19 protein-coding genes and 3 pseudogenes are annotated in these 18,255 nt (G+C 67.2%); 11 read left to right on the top strand and 11 right to left on the bottom strand.

Translation table 11 applies throughout. The features are described from left to right. Positions 1-40 precede the first annotated feature (40 nt). The gene (locus ABH928_RS04720) at positions 41-289 is read left to right on the top strand and encodes an SCO4226 family nickel-binding protein (RefSeq protein WP_196198144.1); all 249 of its coding nucleotides are present in this window, start codon (positions 41-43) and stop codon (positions 287-289) included. A gap of 101 nt (positions 290-390) precedes the next feature. Here ABH928_RS04720 and ABH928_RS04715 read toward each other — a convergent pair whose 3' ends face one another. After that, positions 391-558 carry a hypothetical protein gene (locus ABH928_RS04715; protein ID WP_370062303.1) on the bottom strand — a complete coding sequence of 56 codons (168 nt, stop codon included), beginning with the start codon at positions 556-558 and terminating at the stop codon, positions 391-393. Positions 559-694: 136 nt separating this feature from the next. Between ABH928_RS04715 and ABH928_RS04710 the strand changes: the two genes are divergently transcribed. From ABH928_RS04710 to ABH928_RS04695, 4 genes and pseudogenes are all read left to right on the top strand, one after another. Continuing rightward, positions 695-1,669 carry a hypothetical protein gene (locus tag ABH928_RS04710; RefSeq protein ID WP_370062301.1) on the top strand — a complete coding sequence of 325 codons (975 nt, stop codon included), beginning with the start codon at positions 695-697 and terminating at the stop codon, positions 1,667-1,669. 98 nt (positions 1,670-1,767) lie between these two features. Further along, a pseudogene (locus ABH928_RS04705) lies at positions 1,768-2,028 on the top strand (helix-turn-helix domain-containing protein); the annotation flags it as partial. A gap of 126 nt (positions 2,029-2,154) precedes the next feature. After that, positions 2,155-2,706 (top strand): Chromate resistance protein ChrB, encoded by a 552-nt coding sequence (locus tag ABH928_RS04700; RefSeq protein WP_370062299.1) that lies wholly within the window; start codon positions 2,155-2,157, stop codon positions 2,704-2,706. Between the two features lie 19 nt (positions 2,707-2,725). Beyond that, positions 2,726-3,337, top strand: coding sequence for a cation transporter (locus ABH928_RS04695; protein ID WP_370062297.1), 612 nt, complete (start codon positions 2,726-2,728; stop codon positions 3,335-3,337). A gap of 384 nt (positions 3,338-3,721) precedes the next feature. On the opposite strand, the gene ABH928_RS04690 is transcribed toward ABH928_RS04695, so the two are convergent. Both ABH928_RS04690 and ABH928_RS04685 read right to left on the bottom strand, forming a co-directional pair. Next, positions 3,722-3,919: a YegP family protein gene (locus ABH928_RS04690; protein ID WP_370062295.1), complete on the bottom strand. Its 198-nt coding sequence runs from the start codon at positions 3,917-3,919 to the stop codon at positions 3,722-3,724. Beyond that, the gene (locus tag ABH928_RS04685; protein ID WP_370062293.1) at positions 3,916-4,101 is read right to left on the bottom strand and encodes a YegP family protein; all 186 of its coding nucleotides are present in this window, start codon (positions 4,099-4,101) and stop codon (positions 3,916-3,918) included. The genes ABH928_RS04690 and ABH928_RS04685 overlap by 4 nt, the downstream gene beginning before the upstream one ends. A 578-nt stretch (positions 4,102-4,679) precedes the next feature. Between ABH928_RS04685 and ABH928_RS04680 the strand changes: the two genes are divergently transcribed. Next, a complete protein-coding gene (locus tag ABH928_RS04680; RefSeq protein WP_370062291.1) occupies positions 4,680-5,834 on the top strand; it encodes a PP2C family protein-serine/threonine phosphatase in 1,155 nt (384 codons plus the stop codon). Positions 5,835-6,112: 278 nt separating this feature from the next. Here ABH928_RS04680 and ABH928_RS04675 read toward each other — a convergent pair whose 3' ends face one another. The 7 genes and pseudogenes from ABH928_RS04675 to ABH928_RS04645 all read right to left on the bottom strand — a co-directional run bounded on the left by ABH928_RS04675 (position 6,113) and on the right by ABH928_RS04645 (position 10,696). Continuing rightward, positions 6,113-6,289, bottom strand: coding sequence for a hypothetical protein (locus ABH928_RS04675; protein WP_370062289.1), 177 nt, complete (start codon positions 6,287-6,289; stop codon positions 6,113-6,115). Positions 6,290-6,390: 101 nt separating this feature from the next. After that, positions 6,391-7,398 carry a 2-dehydropantoate 2-reductase gene (locus ABH928_RS04670; protein WP_370062973.1) on the bottom strand — a complete coding sequence of 336 codons (1,008 nt, stop codon included), beginning with the start codon at positions 7,396-7,398 and terminating at the stop codon, positions 6,391-6,393. Between the two features lie 195 nt (positions 7,399-7,593). After that, a pseudogene (locus ABH928_RS04665) lies at positions 7,594-7,785 on the bottom strand (FAD-dependent oxidoreductase); the annotation flags it as partial. A gap of 87 nt (positions 7,786-7,872) precedes the next feature. Then, a complete protein-coding gene (locus tag ABH928_RS04660) occupies positions 7,873-8,247 on the bottom strand; it encodes a hypothetical protein (RefSeq protein ID WP_370063004.1) in 375 nt (124 codons plus the stop codon). A gap of 202 nt (positions 8,248-8,449) precedes the next feature. Continuing rightward, a pseudogene (locus tag ABH928_RS04655) lies at positions 8,450-8,632 on the bottom strand (FCD domain-containing protein); the annotation flags it as partial. A gap of 99 nt (positions 8,633-8,731) precedes the next feature. After that, entirely contained in the window at positions 8,732-9,538 is an 807-nt protein-coding gene (gene dapB / locus ABH928_RS04650) for a 4-hydroxy-tetrahydrodipicolinate reductase (protein WP_370062287.1), read from the bottom strand. Positions 9,539-9,685: 147 nt separating this feature from the next. Then, a complete protein-coding gene (locus ABH928_RS04645; RefSeq protein WP_370062285.1) occupies positions 9,686-10,696 on the bottom strand; it encodes a dipeptidase in 1,011 nt (336 codons plus the stop codon). Between the two features lie 901 nt (positions 10,697-11,597). On the opposite strand from ABH928_RS04645, the gene ABH928_RS04640 reads away from it, so the two are divergent. Beyond that, a complete protein-coding gene (locus ABH928_RS04640) occupies positions 11,598-12,845 on the top strand; it encodes an MFS transporter (protein WP_370062283.1) in 1,248 nt (415 codons plus the stop codon). Between the two features lie 21 nt (positions 12,846-12,866). On the opposite strand, the gene ABH928_RS04635 is transcribed toward ABH928_RS04640, so the two are convergent. After that, positions 12,867-13,559, bottom strand: a complete 693-nt coding sequence (locus ABH928_RS04635; protein WP_370062281.1) for a GntR family transcriptional regulator — start codon at positions 13,557-13,559, stop codon at positions 12,867-12,869. Between the two features lie 105 nt (positions 13,560-13,664). On the opposite strand from ABH928_RS04635, the gene ABH928_RS04630 reads away from it, so the two are divergent. The 4 genes from ABH928_RS04630 to ABH928_RS04615 all read left to right on the top strand — a co-directional run bounded on the left by ABH928_RS04630 (position 13,665) and on the right by ABH928_RS04615 (position 18,224). Then, positions 13,665-14,585, top strand: coding sequence for an ornithine cyclodeaminase family protein (locus ABH928_RS04630; protein ID WP_370062279.1), 921 nt, complete (start codon positions 13,665-13,667; stop codon positions 14,583-14,585). A 39-nt stretch (positions 14,586-14,624) separates the two neighbouring features. Continuing rightward, the gene (locus tag ABH928_RS04625; protein WP_370062277.1) at positions 14,625-15,908 is read left to right on the top strand and encodes an NAD(P)/FAD-dependent oxidoreductase; all 1,284 of its coding nucleotides are present in this window, start codon (positions 14,625-14,627) and stop codon (positions 15,906-15,908) included. Positions 15,909-16,167: 259 nt separating this feature from the next. Further along, entirely contained in the window at positions 16,168-16,596 is a 429-nt protein-coding gene (locus ABH928_RS04620; protein ID WP_370062275.1) for a hypothetical protein, read from the top strand. After that, positions 16,593-18,224 carry a cation acetate symporter gene (locus tag ABH928_RS04615; RefSeq protein ID WP_370062273.1) on the top strand — a complete coding sequence of 544 codons (1,632 nt, stop codon included), beginning with the start codon at positions 16,593-16,595 and terminating at the stop codon, positions 18,222-18,224. Before ABH928_RS04620 ends, ABH928_RS04615 begins: the two co-directional genes overlap by 4 nt. The last annotated feature ends 31 nt before the right edge of the window (positions 18,225-18,255 follow it).

Raw genomic sequence — 18,255 nt, 5'->3', positions numbered from 1 at the left:
GAAAGCGTCGTGGCCCCTGAACATCGGAGGTGTCGGGATCATGGCTGTATTCATGGACGTCCACCACGGCATGGCTGGCATCACAGCCGATCAACTCGCTGCAGCCCACCAAGCTGATCTCGCGATCGAAGCGGAGGAACAGGTCCACTTCAAGCAGGCGTGGGCAGACCCGGACTCTGGCACGGTCTACTGCCTGTCCGAAGCACCGTCCATGGAAGCCGTCCAGCGGATCCATGAGCGGGCCGGCCATCGGGCGGACGAGATCCACCCGGTGCCGTTGACGGCCTGACTTCACGCTAAAGCGCAGAGGCCGGGCCGCTCCCGAGTGTCGGAGCCGGCCCGGCCCGTCGCAATCTGCGTGCTGCCCCGGGCCGGTGCGCTGATTCGAAGCTACGGCGCGTCACTGACATCCGAGCCGCCGTCGACCCGCCGGCCGGGAGGCAGGCCGAAGAAGAACGCGAACGCCTCCGGCGCGGCCAGCTGCATCGCCTGGTGCTCGGCGGGGTCGTCGCGGTCTTGGTCGTGTAGGAAGTCCCTCGCGTTCCCTGGATGACGCATGGGCCTGCCTGGCCTGCGGTGCAGGTGAGGGAGGGTTCACTCGTTCGCGTGGTAAGAGTGAGGTTCCGTCGGGATTCCTGACGGCCTACCGGTATCTGTGAGGCATGGTCGCCTTCATTGAGCTGGGGTGGTGGTCGTGGCCCTGGCCGTAGTGCGTTCGATGGACGCCCCGCGGCAGCTACGGACCGCGCAGGAGTCAGAGGACTTCGAGCAGGAGCTCGTCGACCAGTACCTGCTGGCGAGCGTCGGCGCGGGAGTGGGAGACGGGACGGTCGCCGGGGATCGGCGGGTCATCTGCGAGTTCATGCGATTCGTTGGCAGGCCGGTGTGGGCGGCAGGCCCTGAGGACGCGGACCGGTTTCTGGCCCACCAGCGCAAGGACTGCGGGTGGGCGCCGGCCACGGTGCAGGTCAAGGCCTGGGCGCTCGCGTCCTTCTACGAGTTCCTGATCGGCCGCTACCAGGGCGACATCCATGCGCTGACCGGCCACGTGCTGGTCCAGCCGATCGACAAGTTCAACGGACCGCCGAAGGCCACCTACAGCGCGGTGCGCGTCCCTCCCTCCGAGGTAGAGGTAGATGCGCTCTTCGGGGGCTGGCGGGCGGCGCTGCCCGACGCCCGCAAGTACCTGCCGGCCGTGCGGGACTACTTTGCCGCGTCCTTGTGGCGCCGGGCGGGCCTGCGAATCAACGAGACCGAGAAGCTGGACGTCAAGGACTGGCGCCCGGACCTCGGCGTCGACGGCCGCCTCCATCTCGACGGCCGGGTGATCCTCCTCGCGCCCCAGGTCGAGCAGCGACTCCGCGCCTACCTCGACGTGCGCGACCGACGATGGCCGCTTACCGCCAACCCGCACCTGTTCATCACCCAGTTCACCGCCCGCCGCATCTCGCCCGTCACCAGTGCGTGGGTCAACAAGACCCTCGGCATGACAGCTCAGTCCATCCGCGAGGACCGAATCCTGGACGAGGCACGGGAATCCGGCGGCGACGTACGCCGCCTGTGCGCGCTATTCGGCGTCAGCGTCGGCACCGCCCTGCGCTACACCGCAACCCTCGGCCACCCAGGCCTCACCGAAGTCAACATCCACCTCCGCCGACCTCCACAATGACCGGAACTGCGAGACGCCCAGCCCGGTGTCAGGGATCGATCGAGCCTGAGGCGCGCCGCCAGCAGCTCGCCGCACGTCACCGCCCTAGGCTCTGACCTATGGAGTCCTACACGATCGGCCAGGCCGCTGAACTGCTCGGCGTGAGCATCGACACCGCGCGCCGTTGGGCGGATGCCGGGCGCTTCACGACCACCCGCGACGCCGGCGACCGGCGGATCGTGGAAGGTGCAGACCTGGCCGCGTTCTGTGTGCAGTTGGCCAAAGAGGGCGACGGTGAGGACGGCGAGCGACGCTCCACCTCGGCCCGCAACGCGTTCCCAGGCATCGTGACCGCCATCAAGCTCGGAGATGTAGCCGCAGTCGCCCACACGCGTTGCTGATGTCACTGGAGCTGGGCTTCGTTCCCCACACTTCAATATCGTCCGTTCGAGGGGGCGGGGTGGTCCACTCGCCGGGGAGGATCGCGGCGGGGGCAGACTGGGCGCATGGCGGATGCGATCAAATGGCTGCTGCTCAGCTACCGAATTCCCACCGAGCCGACTCGGCTGCGTGCCGGGGTTTGGCGCCGACTCAAGGCGCTCGGGGCGATGTACCTGCAGAACGCGGTGGCGGTCCTGCCGGCCTCGCCGGAGGCGGAGCGGGCACTTCGGCTGCTGCGCCAGGACATCATCGAGATGGGCGGCTCCGCCCAAGTGCTCCGGGCGGAAGCACTCGCGGGGGAGGACGAGGTCGTGGGCGCGTTCAACACGGCCCGGGACGAGGAGTACGCCGAGCTGCTGGGCCAGTGCCGGGACTTCCTCGCCGAGATCGAAACCGAGACCGCCGAAGAGCACTTCACCTACGCCGAGCTGGAGGAGAACGACGAGGACCTGGCCAAGCTCCGGACCTGGTTGGACAAGATCCGCGCCCGGGACCAATTCGGCGCGGCACGGCAGAACGAGGCCGTGAGAGCGGTCCAGGAGTGCGGCAGCGCACTGGAGCACTTCGCGGAGCGGGTCTACGCCGTCGAGACTGCCAAGCCGAACATCGGAATCTAACGCCCGTTACACTCATGCCGTGACGCAAGATTCTGCAGAAACCGTTGAGGTGTCCCGGGCCGCGCTGCTGCGGCGGGGCTTCGCCCTGGAGTACACGACGCTGGGCTGGAACGTGGTCGGCATCGTGGTCCTGGCCATCGCCGCGATCAGCGCCCGCTCGGTGGCGCTGGCCGGCTTCGGCCTGGACTCCCTGATCGAGATCGGCGCCTCCACCGTCGTGATCTGGGAGCTGTCCGGGGCCGGCGAGGAACGCCAAAAGCGCGCCCTGAGGCTGATCGGCGTCGGCTTCGCGCTGCTCGGGCTGTACCTGCTCGTGCAGTCGACCTGGGTCCTCGTGGCCGGCTTCCGTCCGCACCACTCAACCCTCGGCATCGTGTGGACCGCGATCACCGCGGCCGTGATGTTCTCGCTCGCATACGGAAAGGCGCGCACCGGCACCGCGCTCGACAACCCGGTCCTCAAGACCGAGGGCCGCGTCACCCTCATCGACGGCCTCCTGGCCGCCGCCGTGCTGCTCGGACTGATCCTCAACCTGGCGTTCGGCTGGTGGTGGGCCGACCCAGCCGCCGGCTACGTCCTCGTCTACTACGCCGCCCGCGAGGTCAAGGAGATCTTCCTCGGCGAACATTGACCCCGAGCGCAAAGGGGCCCGTCGACCGCCGGACCCCTTCTCTGCTGCAGAGTAAATGAACTGAGGTGACGAGCAACCCTGGTCAGATTTCGCCCGTCCTCATCATTGCGCCCGGCCTATGTTGAGAGCAGCCATCTCGCCCTGGATCAGGCGTGTTGTCTCTCTGCAGCACTGGAGTCCACCTCGGATTCGCGAACTCCCAGCTGTCGATGCACCAAGTCCACACAGCAGACCCTTGAGTTCACCAGCCAGGTTCCTTCAGAAAACGCGAACTGATGGCCCTTTGGCACTCCCACGAGCAGCGCCCAAAGGGCGTCCACGCCCGCTCGCGGTTGCAGCCGAGGCAGAACATCATCGGCGCGTCACCAGGACCGTAGCTACTGTTCACGCGGCCTTGGCTTCGATGATGTGGGCCTCCGCCGCAGGGCGCTTGACCGCGTCGCACGCCCGCCCGGCGTCGTCCTCGGTGTCGAAGCCCTTCTCCTCTGCGAGGATCTCACCGCCGGCGGCTTTGAGATGCCGGCGCCACTCGTTGTCTTCGCCTTGCCAGACCTCGAAGTGCGGGATGGCGCGGGCCATCATGCGGCCTTGGCTTCGACGATGTCCGCCTCGGCCGCGGCGCGCTTCACCGCCTCGCAGCCACGCTCAGCGTTCGTTTTCGTCGGGTAGGACTCACCGACGGCGACGATCTCACCATTGCCGGCCTTGAGCCGGAATCGCCACTGGTGGGCCTTGTCCTCGTAGACCTCGAAGTGTGCGCTCATGCCAGCCTCCCTGCAACGATGGGTCGCTCACTCCAGCGTGCGACCGGAGGGTTGGGTTGGCATTCCGAGACGGCGAACCCATACAGCAAACCAGCCCCCGGCCTGCTGAAACACGGCTGCCAGGTTTCTCAGACTGCCGAGCGCTGAGGGGCCTCATGGGCATGCGCCGACCGGCGAGGGTCGAATTCGTGATCACGGACGCGAGTGGCGTGAGGTTCCTCGCGTGCGTCGTCCGGTCGGGTGTTGTCGCTTGGACTGGCAGCCGCCGGCGGCACCATCTCGGTCGCCCTGCTCACCGCCACCAGCCCGGCGGACGGCCTGCGGGAAGCGGCAGCGGATGCTGCGGGAGGTCCGGATCGGCCGTCAGTGACGTGAACCCCCACCTACGTGCTCACCCAGAGAGTCGTCCAACAACCGGCACAGGGGTCCTTCTTCGGTGCCGTGATGGTGGCCACTCTTCTTCGTGGGGCAAGGTCGTTCGCCTTTGAGCCACACCACTACGCGTTCACCTCCGTGACGCACGGCGGCACCCTCGTTCCGGTGTGGAGCAGGGGCGCTGCGGAGCGCATGGTGGATGTGTGGGAGCGTCGAAGGGAAACCGTTCGACGTGGCCGGCCTGGCGCGGACACCATGCGCTGGCGCTGATCCCGATCGGGTTCGTCGCCGCGGTCACGGTCTTCGACGTGCTCACCACGGACAATGTCCACTACGGGGTGCTGCTCGTCCTGGCTCCCCTGATCGCGGCACTGATCGGCGACGCGTGGCTCACCGCGGCAACGGGACTGCTGGCCGTGTGCGCCCAGGCCTTCCTCGCCGCCCGGCTGGATGTGCTGGCGGTGCAGCGCCAGGAGGCCGTCCAGATCCTCGCCACCACGGCGCTGTCCACCCTGGTCGTTGTTCTCACCCGGATCCGCGACCGGCGCGAGCGCCAGCTTCAGCAGGTACGCTCCGTGTCCGAGGCGGCTCAGCGCGCACTCATGAGGCCGTTGCCCGAACGCCTGGGGGAACTGCGCATCTCCTCCTTCTACCTGGCCGCCGCGGACCAGGCCGAGATCGGCGGCGACCTCTACACGGCGACCCGCACCCGGCACGGTACCCGCATGATCATCGGGGACGTGCGCGGCAAGGGACTGACCGCCGTCGGCGAGTCGGCCCTACTGATCGGGGCGTTTCGCGAGGCCGCCGACAGCCACACCACCCTGCCCGAGCTCGCCGCCGCCCTGGACCTCAGCGTCAGCCGCTACCTGGCCGACTTCGTCGACGACTACGCCCATGCCGCCGAGCACTTCATCACCGCCCTGCTGCTCAACATCCCCAGCCGCGGGCACTCCGTGCAGTTCACCAGTTGCGGGCACCCGCCACCACTGCTGATCCGCGATGGCGATGTCCGGCTCCTGGCAAGCCCCAATCCCGCCCCGCCGCTCGGCATGCACATGTTGGCTCTGGCCGACTACACCGAGGAGGCCGCCGCCTTCGAGGCCGGCGACACTCTGCTCCTCTACACCGACGGCGTCATCGAAGCGCGCAACCAGGTCGGCGAGTTCTACCCACTGGCGGAACGCGTACAGAACTGGACGGGCCAGGGTCCGGAGAGTCTGTTGCGACACCTGCAGCACGACCTCTTGCAGCACTGCGGGCGCCGCCTCGGCGACGACGCTGCCGCGATCGCGATCGAGCGGCCGGTCGGATCCCGGATCAGCCAGCGGGGCGCGGGAACCCGCGAGAGCCACTGAACCGTCCGCCTGCAGCTGGTCTGCAGGGCGACCGAGGCCCGAACCGTCCGGCGATCGGTTCACCCAACTGCCAAGGTCGCCTACACCGCCCGGCCGAAGCGCTACCCACGCAGGTGCCCCCGGGCCAATCGGCGGGCAGCCGCAAGGCGGGTGCATGCCGCGCCGGGACAGGAGTCGTCGCCATGATCAGTGAAGTGTTGGTGCCGCCACCAAAGCCACCGTTCGGCTTCGGAATCAAGATCGACAATGAGCAGGCCACGATAACCGTCCTCGCAGGCCTACATCGCAAGACCTTCCAGCTCAGCACTCTTCGCCTCGAAGTCGCCGACCAAGGCCGCGAGCGGATGACGCTGACCCGCATGACGACGATCGGCCTGTTCGCAATCGGCGCGAAAAAGAAGGCCCACCACACGTGGGCGACCAAATCGGCCCGGCGAGTTGGTGTCGCTGCTCACGCCGGATCTCGGACGCCCGAGCACAAAGCTGCCCTGCCCTGCATGGACGCAACGTTCGGCACCCACAGGTGCGCGATTCAGCCTCGGACCGCCGACAGTACCTACTGGAGCAGCCGTTCCCCGGTCCACGACACAACCTCGGGAGCTGTCTCTGGCTCATGCACCAGCCTCGTCAGGCACGCGTTGGCCGGTGCGGACTGGCCGTGCCGCGCGGCCAGAGCGACGATCTCGCCCTGCAGGGAGTCGATCTCGGTTGGCCGACCACGCTCGAGGTCCTCCCACATCGAGGAGCGAGCCTGCTCATCGATGTCCAATGTAGAGGCGGCCACGCGCCGGAACAGGGCATCAGGCAGTCGCAGCACATGCGGTGTGATCGCGGCCGGCATCGGGCCGAGCTTCGCCGGCCGCACTCCGGCGGTCCGATACGCGATCAGTGCCTCGCGCTGGCAGAGGGCCAGGCACAACCGATAGGTGCGCAGGCCCAGTTGCTCGCGCAGCGGCAACCCGGACAGGGCGTTGATCGCGTTGTTGAGATTCATCAGGAGTTTGCCGTACTGGACCTCGGCGATGTCTCCGCGCGCCTGGACCGACAGGCCCGCTGCCGTGCACAGGCGGATCAACTTGTCGGCAGCTGGGGCCTGTTCGACCATGATGGTGCCGGGCATGCCCTGGTGGACGGTTCCGGCTTCGGTCTGCACGACGTTGTACGGGACCATTCCCGCCAGGACTGTATGGCCTGGCAGTTCCGCGCGCAGGGTGTCCGGGTTGTGCAGGCCGTTCTGGAAGCTCACCACCACCGCGTCGGAGCGGAGGTGCGGCGCCAGCTGCCGGCCGGCCTCGGCGGTCGCTGCTGTCTTCACCGTGACGAGTACGTAGTCGGCATCGCCTACCGCGTCCGGGCCGGTCGCAAAGCGCAGTTCGTCCGGTTCGATTCGGCGGGGAGCGCTGCCCGCCCGGCTGAACGTCAGACCGCACTCAGCCAGGACGTCCATGGCGGGGGCCCGGCCAATCAGAGTGACGTCAGCGACGGCGGCGAGCGCGCCGCCCAGGTGGCAGCCGATGCTGCCGGCGCCGAACACGGTGATGGTGGGGCGGGTGGTCTCAACCATGGAGTGCTCCAGGTCTGGCGTGGGGCGCGACCTCTCGGTCGGCGTTGCAGTGGGTCGCGGAGTGTGAAGAGAAATGCGGGAGTGGCGCGCGAGGTGGGCCAAGTGTGGCGTCAGTTGGAGGTCGCCTGGGCGACGGCGCGTCCTCCTTGGCGGCTCGAGAAGAGGCAGCCACCGAGGAAGGTGCCCTCCAGGGCGTTCCACCCCCAGACGCCGCTGCTCGGGCGAATCGACGAAGAACAGGCCGCCGAAGGACCAGACGGCCCGACCGCCGAGACTCGCGGCGTTCTCCTGATCCACCAGCGCCACCCGACGCCCCCGCGAGGTGAGTTCATGGGCTGCCATCAACCCCGCGAGACCTGCCCCGACGACGATCAAGTCGGCGTCCATGAGCACTTCTCCTTCTGACAACACAAGTTGCTGATGAGTATTGACACGCGCAGCCCCGCTTCGCGTTCGGTGCCGCCGCCGCGCAGATCAAGCCCCGGCGACCAGACCGGTGATGTTCAGCGCCAGCCCCGCTACGTTGATGGCGATGGGGCTGGCCCACGCTGCCCGGCTCCGGTAGTAGTCACCTGGGCCCCGCAGCAGGTGGACCAGGAGCCCGCCATAGCCGAGGATCACGATGAACACGGCCATCGCGATCCGGTAGGCGACATCAAGGCGTGCCAGCCCCAGCCCCAGTGATGCGGTGTAAGCGACCATCACGAGGAATCTCGCTCCTCCTGACTCCGAGTGCAGCGGCCGGCGACCTGCCCGCTTCTCGCGAATACTGAGGGCGTGGTAGCCCGCCGCCACCACCGCGTACGCCGCCTGGGCGCAGAGCAGAGCGGGTATGCCGTGCGTACTCATAGTTGTCCTGTCGTAGTTGAGAAAAATCAGCGACGCGACGGGGACCTGCCCCGAACACTGGAGAACAGGGGGGGGTGGCCGCAACCACCGACGCCGGACTCAGTGGAGCCCGAGCTATTCGCCCCGGACCTTGCGGAAGACGGTGCTTGCGCATGTGCTCGGAGGCCGGCTCCTCGTCCGACGCGATGGCGTCGGACGTTGTCCTGTGCTCCTCGTCGGAGCGGGTCCATCGCCCCTGGTCGGCCAAGTTCTGCGGGCCCTGCCGTCGAGCCTGGTCGCGCAGCTGGCCGACCATCGCCACCAGGCGGCGGATGCCCAGCAGTTCGAGCAGGCCGAGGTGGAACTGCCGGTCCAGGTCCGGGAAAGCGGTAGGTCGCCCTCGCACGCGGCATCGGCGATCTCCTGTGCGAGCCGGTGCGAGCGTCCCTTATCGATTCCACGCCAACCCGCTGGCCAGCGACTTCAAGACAGCAGAGCTCGACTTCTAGGGCGCGAACAAGAGCGTGTCCAGACCGCGCACGAGGCCGATGCGGTCCATGGCCTTGGTGGCAGCCAGAAGGGTTCCGTCAACGTAAGGCGTAGTGTCCGATCCGGCGTCGTGCCGGATCGTGAGCCGCTCGGCGGGCAGCCCGAACAGGATCTCAACGCTCAGTGCGTAGCCGGGCAACCTGACACTGTGTACCTGTGTGGCGGCTATCGGTGCCCCGCGCGCTGCCGGGACACCGCCGGTATCCGCAATTGCGACATCGATTTGCGGTTCATGGACCTCGGCGAGGTGTTCGGCCAATTCGCGTGCCGTCCCGCCAGGCGCGTCCGCCTTCGTGGAGTCCGCGTACTCCACGACTTCCCATGTCGGCAGATGCTCAGCGGCAAGCAGTGCGGCATGCTGGAGCAGTGACGCCGTGATCGAGAAGTTGCCCGACGCGACGACGCCGCGTCCAGCTTCACTTGCCGCGGCCTCGATCTCGGCGAAGTCATCAGCAGAGAGGCCTGACGACCCGACTACCACCGCCACGCCGTGGCGCAGCGACCTGAGCACGTGGTCCTTCACGCTCAAGTGCGATGTGTAGTCGATCAGCACGTCAGTCGAGCCGGCGTCCAGCGCTTCCTGCACGGTGGAAAACAGGGGTACATCCATCGGTTCAACACCCAGGGCAAGGCCAAGGTCCTTGCCGGCGTGCTTCCGCGACACGCCCGAGACGACAGTGAGCTCGTCACGCCCTATGGCGGCTCGCGCCACCGCTGACCCTGTCCAGCCCGTCGCGCCGGCGATGCACAGACGTAGTGTCACAAATCCTCCAGGACCGGGACTCGGTGCTGTCGCCCGATAAGTCTTGTGACTCGCGTGGCCGTTGCCAGCAAGCCGACGCGGAGCGTCTGGTCGCGTCCTGGGGCCGGCGCGAGAAGTATCTGGAACGCCTGAACCAAGAGGATGTCTCTATTCACCCCAGACCTCCCGGAACACGCGCATCCAGTTGCCGCCGATGATCTTCTGTACTTCTTTGGTGTCGAAGCCGGCCCGCAGCAGGGCTTCGGTGAGGTTGGCGGCCTTGTCGGGGGTCTCGATGCCCTTGGGGTAGAGGTACGGCGGGGGCGGGTAGGAGGCGGGCGACCATTCACCGGACTCGAGGAACTTGTTGTAGAACACCTGGGCTTCTTCGTCGGTGGAGTAAGGGTGCTGGCCGTCGAAGTAGTCGAGCCCGAGACCGATGTGGTCCACGCCCACCAGATCGGCGATGTACTTGATGTGGTCGATGAGCTGCTCAAGGCTGGGCTGCTTGTCGCCGGAGACGAACGGCGGGTAGGCGTTGGCGCCAACGAGGCCGCCACTTTGGGCGATGGCCTTGATCTGGTCGTCGAGGATGTTGCGCGGCGAGGGGTGCACTGCCCTCACGCCTGCGTGAGAGAAGACTGCGGGGCGTTCGGAGGCTTCGATGGTCTCCATGGTGGTGCGGTAGCCGGTGTGGGAGCAGTCGACGACGATCCTGGCTTCGTTGAGGCGCTTGATGACGTCGAGCCCGAAGCGGCTCAGGCCGGCATCGGTGCGCTCCTCGCAGCCGTCGCCGATGCGGTTCTTGACGTTGTAGGTCAGTTGGATCATGCCGACGCCCATCGACTTGTAGGCGTCGATGTAGTCCAGGCGATTCTCGATGGGGTCACCGCCCTGGAAATGCAGGATGATCCCCATCTTGCCGGCGGCCTTCGCGGCGTCGATGTCGTCGGCGCTTCGGATAACGGTGAGTGCGTCGCCGGCCGAGCGGATGAGCTTTTGAGCCCGACCGATGTTCCGCAGCGTCCCCAGTGCCCCCTCGACGTTGTCGCTGACCGTCGCGGCGACGGCGGTGAAACCCCCAGCCATGTAGTCGAGTACGCCCTGTGCGTTGGCGATGAGCGGTGCACAGCCGTCGATCACGACGGACTGCCGGTGGAGGTCAGCTACGGAGGTCATATTTGGCTCCTTCGGGAGTTGTGATGGGTGATCCACGCCGCGGGCTTGTCGCGCTCTGCGTCAACGCCGATGGTCAGGGGGGTTGGTCACCCTGGATGTCGCGCGCCGAGGTCGGCGCCGACCGGCTGGTCTTGACGTCCTACCGCCACGGGCGCGGATCATGCGCGGCGCCTGGTCGCGAAGGCCTGTCGCAGTGATCCTTCGGCCACCGGCCGGCTCTGCGGCATCCGCTTCTCTTTCCTCATTTCGGAACCGGATCTCACGAGCCCAGCTCACTACGGCCTGGCACCTAATGTGTAAGGTATCACACCTCTCCGAAGGGTCCTATTGAAGTGCGGACGCCTCCGCCAGGCGGCACAAGGGCCGCTTGGTCGCGGCGGGGCACGGCGCATTCGGCATGACCCTCGCACCGGTGACGGGCGGGACGGTGGCCGACCGACTCGCCGCTTCGGCCGCGACAGACAGCAACAGTGACAAAGCAGGTGAGGGGGCCGAAGATGACGATGACCGAAAGACAGACGGCGTCGACAAGAATGCCGCTGAGCAGGATCCTTATCACCTGGGGCGCAGGACCCACCCTCGAGCTTTACCACGTGACTCTCTTCGGCCTGGCCAGTGGCCAGGTGTTCAGCCAGTTTTTCTTCCCCGGCGGCGACAGGACCGTCGGAACAATGCTTGCGTTCATGACCTTCGGCGTGGGGTTCTTCGCCCGGCCGGTGGGCGGCATCGTCTTCGGCCACTTCGACGACCGCCTGGGACGTCGACGGATGCTCCAGTACACCCTCCTCATCATGGGAGGCGCGACCGTGGCTCATCGGCGCCCTCCCGACCTACGGGCAGATCGGGGTGTCGGCGCCAGTCATGCTCGTGATCCTCCGATTCGTCCAGGGCCTGTCCCAGGGTGGGGAGAGTGGAGGCGGAGCCCTCACCCTGCTGGAACACGCCAGCCCCGGACGGCGCGGGGCCCTACACGGCCATCGGCGGAGCCACCGCACCCATGGGCGCTCTGCTGGCCACCGTGGTGTGGGCGGTGACCAAGTCACTGGGTGAAGACAACCTCGTCGACTGGGGTTGGCGCATACCGTTCGCGGTGAGTGTGCTCGTCGTCAGTACCGGCGTCTATGCGCGTCTTCGTCTCAGTGAGACGCCGGAGTTCGCCGACCTGACCGAGGAGCGGCGAACGGCCAGGGCACCGATTGTCGAGGTAGCGCGGCAGGACTGGCGGCGGACGGTGTGCATCATCGGCGTCAACTTCGGCTTCACCAGCTTCTGGTATCTGCTGATCACCTGGGCTCCCAGCTATCTCTCCGACACGTTGAAGGTCGCGGCCGGCGTGAGCCTGGTGGGCATGGTGGCCAGCTCGCTCGTCCAGACCGCTGTAGTCCTGGCCTTCGGCGCATTGTCCGACCGGTATGGCCGCAAGCCGATCATCGTGGCGGGAGCGCTGTTCACCGCGCTCCAGGCGGTTCCCTTCTTCCTCCTGCTGCAGACCCGTTCGCCGGGACTGGTCATCCTTGCGCTGGCCATGGCGGCGATTGGTCCGGGCGCGGTTCTCGGCCCGCTCCTCGCCTTCTTCTGCGAGCAGCACCCCGCACGGCGCCGCTACATCGGATTCTCGCTCGGATACCAGGTCGGCGCGGCTCTCACCGGCGGTCTCACCGCCGGTGATCGCGACGGCGCTGTTCGGCGGGTTCGGCAACTCGACCTGGTCGGTGAGCGCGTACATCGCAGCACGCTGATTCAGGCTGAATCAGAATCGGGCATGAAAGCCGCGAAACGCGACGGCAAGCTCGCGGGCTGGCGCATGAAGCAGGTCGAGCCAACCACTTCAGGTGGTTGGGAGGCTGCAGCCACCCCGCTGATCGCTCTTCGGCTAGTCCCTGGTGTGGCGGCGGCCGGCATCACGTCTCCGCTCTGTCGTCGCGCCGACTCCCGCAGGGGTCAGGGTTGGCCGTCCATCAGGTGGAGGTCCTGCCACATCTGCTGGATCCGGCCGGATGCGCGCAGGGCGTCGTCGGCGGCGGGCTCGGCCAGGACGGCTTGCAAGCGCGTCGGCATGCCCGAACAGTCGTACCGAAAGATCGCCGACGTCCACGAATCCGGCCTGGCCGCACTCGAACGCGCCCACTGTCACGGGCGACCCCTATGAGGGAGCAACCACCCGCCCGGTTCAGGCGTCGGCTTCAGGGCGACCGGCCCAGATTCCGCGGCTGTGGGCGAGGTGCTTGCGCATGAGTTCGGAGGCCAGCTCGTGGTCTCCCGACTCGATGGCGTCGACGATGTCGATGTGCTCCTCGCCGGACCGGGTCAGCTGTCCCTGATCCGCCAGTTTCTGCAGGCCTTGCATCCGGGCCTGGTCGCGCAACTGGCCGACCGTGGTCACCAGGCGACGATTGCCCAGCAGTTCGAGTAGGCCGAGGTGGAACTGCCGGTCCAGGTCGAGAAAGAGGGTGAGGTCGCCCTCGTGCGCGGCATCGGTGATCTCCTGCGCAAGCTGCCGGAACTGCGGCACCGGTGCTCCGCCCAGAACCTGGACCACCTCGGCCATGGCCGGCGCCTCGAGCATGGTGCGGAGCTGGAAGATCTCCTCAAGGTCGTGGTCGGTCAGTACCGGGACCCGGAACCCCCGGTTGCGGATGATCTCGACCATGCCCAGATTGGCGAGATCCATGATCGCTTCTCGGACCGGAGTTACCGAGACGCCGAGCTCCGCGGCCACATTGATGACGCTCGTCACCTGCCCCGGTGCGATCTGTCCCAGCACGATCTGAGTCCGCACTGCCTCCCGTGCCTGCTCCCGGAGGCTGATCGACTTGAGCTGCGGGGTGCGGGCAGTCGGTGCTGCCGGGCGAGGAGTGGTCACGCCTTATGCATAACACGAAATGCCCAAGTCGTCGAAAGGCCAACCCTGCTGTACTGTGTAAGGCGTAATACCTTACTAGTCGACGATGACGAAGGCGGGATGCCGATGAAGACCATCACTGTCGGTGAGCGTGAGATACGTGACGCCGTCACGATCAGGGAGGCGATCGATGCCGTTCGGGGGGGCTTCATCGACCTCGCTGACGGACAGTTCGAGATGCCGACCCGCACTTCACTGTGCGACGGGCAGTTCCTGGTCATGTCGGCACATCACAGGCCGACCGCCTCAGCCATGATCAAGACGCTGAGCGTGAACTTCACGCGCAAACCCGCCATCACGGGAACCGTCGTCTGGAGCGAGACCGGCCGCCTGGACCACCTGGTCGCCGATGCCGGAGCCGTGACCTGCCTGCGCACCGGTGCGGCGGTCGGCGTCGCCACCGATCTCCTTGCTGCTCCTGAGGCCGGACGTCTCACCCTGATCGGTGCAGGCGGGCAGGCCCTCGACCAGGTCCGCGCCGTCCACGCGGTCCGGCCCCTGCGTCAACTGACGGTCGTGGACAGCGACCCACAGCGCACCAGGTCCCTCATCCAGACGCTGGAACCGGAACTGGCCGGCGTGGAACTCTTCACCGCAACAGACGCGGAGTCGGCCGTCCGGACGGCTGAGATCGTGTGCTGCGCGACCAACGCGACCAGCCCGCTCTTCCCGGAGCCGGCGCTGCCCGCACTGGTGCACGTCAACGCCATCGGCGCGTACCGCCCCACCATGCGCGAACTGCCCGACGAACTGCTCGCCGACAGCACCGTCGTCGTCGACGACCTCGCTGCGATCCTCGAGGAGTCCGGCGAGATCATCCACGCCCTCGAAGCCGGCGCTCTCACCACGGACGCCCTCACGCCACTCGGCACCGCGTTGACGGCTCCGGCCGCGGACTACGGCAAGCGGACCGTGTTCAAGACCGTCGGTGTCGCCATGCAGGACTGGGCGATCGCCCACCTGCTGGCCAAGAAGTTCCTCCACTGACCCGGCGCAGCCCGGTCCGAACCACAAGAAGGCCAAGACATGACAGACAGTGCAGTGATCGTCGGTGGAGGCGTGATCGGGCTGGCCACCGCGTACAGGCTCGCACGTGACGGCCTGGCCGTCACCATCGTGGACGCAGCTCACGGCGAGACGGGAGCCTCCAGGCACAACGCCGGGTGGGTCGTCCCGATCATGTCGGCTCCCGTGCCCGCACCCGGCATGCTCGGAGCAGCACTGAAGTGGATGGGCCGAAAGGAGAGCCCGCTGCGCGCCCGACTCTCGCCACGTCCTGAACACGTGCGCTTTATGGTCGGCATGCTGCGGCACTCCAATGCCAAGGACTTCCACCAGGGCCTGGAATCCCTCACCACGCTCAACGAACGGACCATCGAACTGTTCGACGAGTACGAGAAGGACGGCGTTCGGTTCGAATACCACCGCACAGGCCAGCTCATGGTCTTCCACACCCGGAAAGCGATGCAGGGGTACCAAGCGGCAGCAGAGCCGGTGGAGCGGATCGGCCACACCGCCGTCCCCCTTTCCGGTGATGAGCTCAGGGATCTCGAACCTGCGCTGGGCAAGCATGTGCTGGCGGGACTGCAGTGCCCACAGGAGCGGCACGTCGACCCGGCAAGTCTGATCGACGGCCTGACAAGGCGCTGCGTGGAACTCGGCGTCCGGTTTCGCTATGACAGCCCGGTGACCGACATCCGCTTCCGCGGCCCGGTGGTGACGTCGGTGGTCGCCGGCGGTGAGGAAGTCACTGCTGACCTCTTCGTCCTCGCGGCAGGCGTGCACACCCGCCGGCTTGCACGGCTGGCCGGGTTCCCACTGCCCATCCAGCCCGGCAAGGGGTACGGATTCGACGAAACCGACAGCGCCGTGACGCTGCGGCACTCGGTGTACCTAGGCGAGGCGAAGGTGGCCGTCACCCCGTTGTCAGACCGGCTGCGGTTTGCCGGAACCATGGAGTTCGGCAGCTTCGACGCGACTATCGACACGCATCGCGTGCGAGGCATCGTCCGTTCGGCCCACGAGTACCTGCCGGCCTTCTCGCCGACGTCAGAGCCACAAGCTTGGACGGGACTGCGTCCGATGACGCCGGACGGGCTACCGGTCATCGGGGTGTTGCCCGGCAAGGACAACGTGCTTGTCGCCAGCGGACACTGCATGCTGGGCGTCACTCTGGCCCCGGTCACGGCGGAGGTCATCTCCGCACACATCAAGGGCGGTCAGCAGGTGTCACATATGGCCGCTGCGGCTCACCCGTTCGCCCCCGTGCGCTTCGCCGGTCGCCGAGCGCGGACTCCGGCACGCAACTGATGCGCGACTTTGGCGGGCTGCTGTGTGCGCACCCAGAGGGGTGCGCAGGGGAGCCTGCTGCGGCTTCCCGCCCGAAGGCATCAAGCCGCGCCGCAGTCGCGTGACCCGCGAAGGCGAATCGGGCTTCTCCACGCACTCCAAACGTTGATCGCTCGTCATGACCCGATGGCAGCACCGAATACGCCCTGATCCCCGCGCCTGGGCGCATGGACGTCGACCAGAGCTGCGCCAGTCGGGCTGATCCCAAGGATGACGCCGCATGTCTTCGCTGTTTCACCCTCGCCGGCTTCGCGCCGCGAGCCCATTCGAGCCCTCCTCGTCGATCCCGACGAGCCAACTCGGCGACTGGCACCGGACGACCGCGCCCTTGTCCCGGACCTTCGCGGTCACCAACAGCGTGCCCTTCGCCGCGATGCTACTGCTCGCCTGCACGGCCGGCGGCCTTCTCGGCATCGACGTCCTGGGTCAGTTGAGCCTGGGCATCCTGCTCGGGCTGGCCCAAGTCGTCCTGCTGCTGGTGACGGCCGGACGATTCGACCACAGGTCGACCCGGGCCCAGGACGCCAAGTGCGTGCCTCCGGAGCCCCGATCGCTCGATCAGCTCTACGGGATCTGGGACAGCTACCTCTACGACCGCGAAAGCTCCCACACGCAGCAGCGCAGCGACATCAGGACGGAGAGACGATGAACGTCCCTGTCCCGAACACCGGTGTCCCCAGCGGGGTCCTCATCTCCTTCCTGATCGTCGTGGGCCTCTCAATCCTGCTGTGCGTGCTGTTCGGCTCAGACAGCGACCAGGTGGCCGACTTCTACACGGCCAACCGCACCCTGACACCTCTGCAGAACGGTCTGGCGCTGGCCGGCGACTACGTGTCCGCCACCACGATGCTGGGCATGACCGGGTTGGTCGCCCTGGCTGGCTACGACGGGTTCGCCCTCAGCGTCAGCATCGTTCTGAGCATGGGCGTCCTCATGCTGCTGGCCCAGGCGATGCGCAATGCGGGCCGGTACACCTTCGGCGACATCCTGGAACTCAGGGCAGCCGGACCCGCCCCGCGCATCGCGGCCGCTGTCGCGACGCTGGCGGCTTCGCTGCCCTTCCTGGTCGTCCAGCTCTCGGGTGCCGGCTCGACCACCGCACTGTTCCTCGGCCATACCGACGCGGGCACCCAGAAGTTGTGCACGGCACTGATCGGCGTGTTGATGGTCTGCTTCGCTGTGCTCGGGGGGATGAGGGGCATCGGCATCCTGCAGATCGTCAAGGTGCCTCTGGTCCTCGGCGTGATGCTCGTAGTCCTGCTCTCCGTGTTCAGCCACTTCCACTGGAGCCTCAACGCTCTGCTTCGGGCCGCCGGCGACGGCAGCGGGCCGTCGCCGTACCCGTACCTGCGTCCGGGCCGCGAGTTCGGCAACTCGCTCAACGGTCGGCTGGACTTCGTGGGCGTACAGGTCACCGTGGCCCTCAGCGCCTTCATGCCGCACATGATCATGCGGGTGAGCTGCGCACCGAACGGCATTGCTGCCCGGCGCTCTGCCCGACGCGCGATCTCCATGGTCGGCGCGCTCATGCTCGGCGTGGTGCTCCTCGGCATGGCAGAAGCGGCGATGGTGGGCGGCCTCACGATTGCGGCGGTGAACCCCAACGGCCAGTCAGCTCTGCTCCTGCTGTCGCGCACGCTCAACGGCGGCATCGGGACCACCGCAGGCAACGCCCTGTTCACCGTCGTCGCCTCGACGGTGTTCGTTGCCGTGCTGGCGGCGGTGGCCGACGTCACCCTCGCAGCCGCCGCCGGCCTGGCACACGACCTCGCGGCCCACGCCTTCAAACGCGGCACGATGTCGGAGGCCAGGGAAGTGCGCGCGACCCAGTGGTCAGCGGTGGCGGTCGGTCTTCTTGGCATCGGGCTGGCCGTGACAGCGCTGGGCTACAACGTGAACTTCCTGACCGTCTTCGCGCTCGCGATGGCCGCGTCCACCATCTTCCCAGCGCTGGTCTACAGCCTGTTCTGGCCGCGCTACAACCGAGCCGGCCTCTTGTGGACTGTGTACGGCGGCCTGGCCTGCACCGTCGGACTGCAGTTGTTCTCCCCGACGATCTCCGGCTCCGCGTCCTCCCTGTTCCCGCAGGTCGACTTTCACTTCTTCCCGCTCCAGACCCCGGGGCTGATTTCCGTGCCGGTGGCCTTCCTTCTTGGTTGGGCCGCCAGCGTCCGAGGAAAAGGCACACCTACGGGCGTAGAACCTCCACGGGGACCCGATGCTGCGCTGCTCCTGGGCGCCCAGCAGAACCCGGGCGCCGACCGAGGGTCGGCTTGAGTTGCGGCCGGGCTGAGCCACGGAGATTCCG

The sequence above is a fragment of the Streptacidiphilus sp. MAP5-3 genome, from assembly GCF_041262505.1.
Lineage (GTDB): Bacteria > Actinomycetota > Actinomycetes > Streptomycetales > Streptomycetaceae > Streptacidiphilus.
The sequence above is the reverse complement of the archived record's forward strand: the minus strand, read 5'-3'. Positions and strand labels throughout refer to the sequence as shown.

Excerpts from the sequence above, each read along its gene's own strand:
- ABH928_RS04715 (WP_370062303.1), bottom strand. The coding sequence starts at position 558 with ATGCGTCATCCAGGGAACGCGAGGGACTTCCTACACGACCAAGACCGC.
- ABH928_RS04670 (WP_370062973.1), bottom strand. The coding sequence starts at position 7,398 with ATGGTTGAGACCACCCGCCCCACCATCACCGTGTTCGGCGCCGGCAGC.
- ABH928_RS04685 (WP_370062293.1), bottom strand. The coding sequence starts at position 4,101 with ATGAGCGCACACTTCGAGGTCTACGAGGACAAGGCCCACCAGTGGCGA.
- ABH928_RS04645 (WP_370062285.1), bottom strand. The coding sequence starts at position 10,696 with ATGACCTCCGTAGCTGACCTCCACCGGCAGTCCGTCGTGATCGACGGC.
- ABH928_RS04630 (WP_370062279.1), top strand. The coding sequence starts at position 13,665 with ATGAAGACCATCACTGTCGGTGAGCGTGAGATACGTGACGCCGTCACG.
- ABH928_RS04620 (WP_370062275.1), top strand. The coding sequence starts at position 16,168 with ATGTCTTCGCTGTTTCACCCTCGCCGGCTTCGCGCCGCGAGCCCATTC.
- ABH928_RS04720 (WP_196198144.1), top strand. The coding sequence starts at position 41 with ATGGCTGTATTCATGGACGTCCACCACGGCATGGCTGGCATCACAGCC.
- ABH928_RS04700 (WP_370062299.1), top strand. The coding sequence starts at position 2,155 with ATGGCGGATGCGATCAAATGGCTGCTGCTCAGCTACCGAATTCCCACC.
- ABH928_RS04615 (WP_370062273.1), top strand. The coding sequence starts at position 16,593 with ATGAACGTCCCTGTCCCGAACACCGGTGTCCCCAGCGGGGTCCTCATC.
- ABH928_RS04660 (WP_370063004.1), bottom strand. The coding sequence starts at position 8,247 with ATGAGTACGCACGGCATACCCGCTCTGCTCTGCGCCCAGGCGGCGTAC.
- ABH928_RS04690 (WP_370062295.1), bottom strand. The coding sequence starts at position 3,919 with ATGATGGCCCGCGCCATCCCGCACTTCGAGGTCTGGCAAGGCGAAGAC.
- ABH928_RS04625 (WP_370062277.1), top strand. The coding sequence starts at position 14,625 with ATGACAGACAGTGCAGTGATCGTCGGTGGAGGCGTGATCGGGCTGGCC.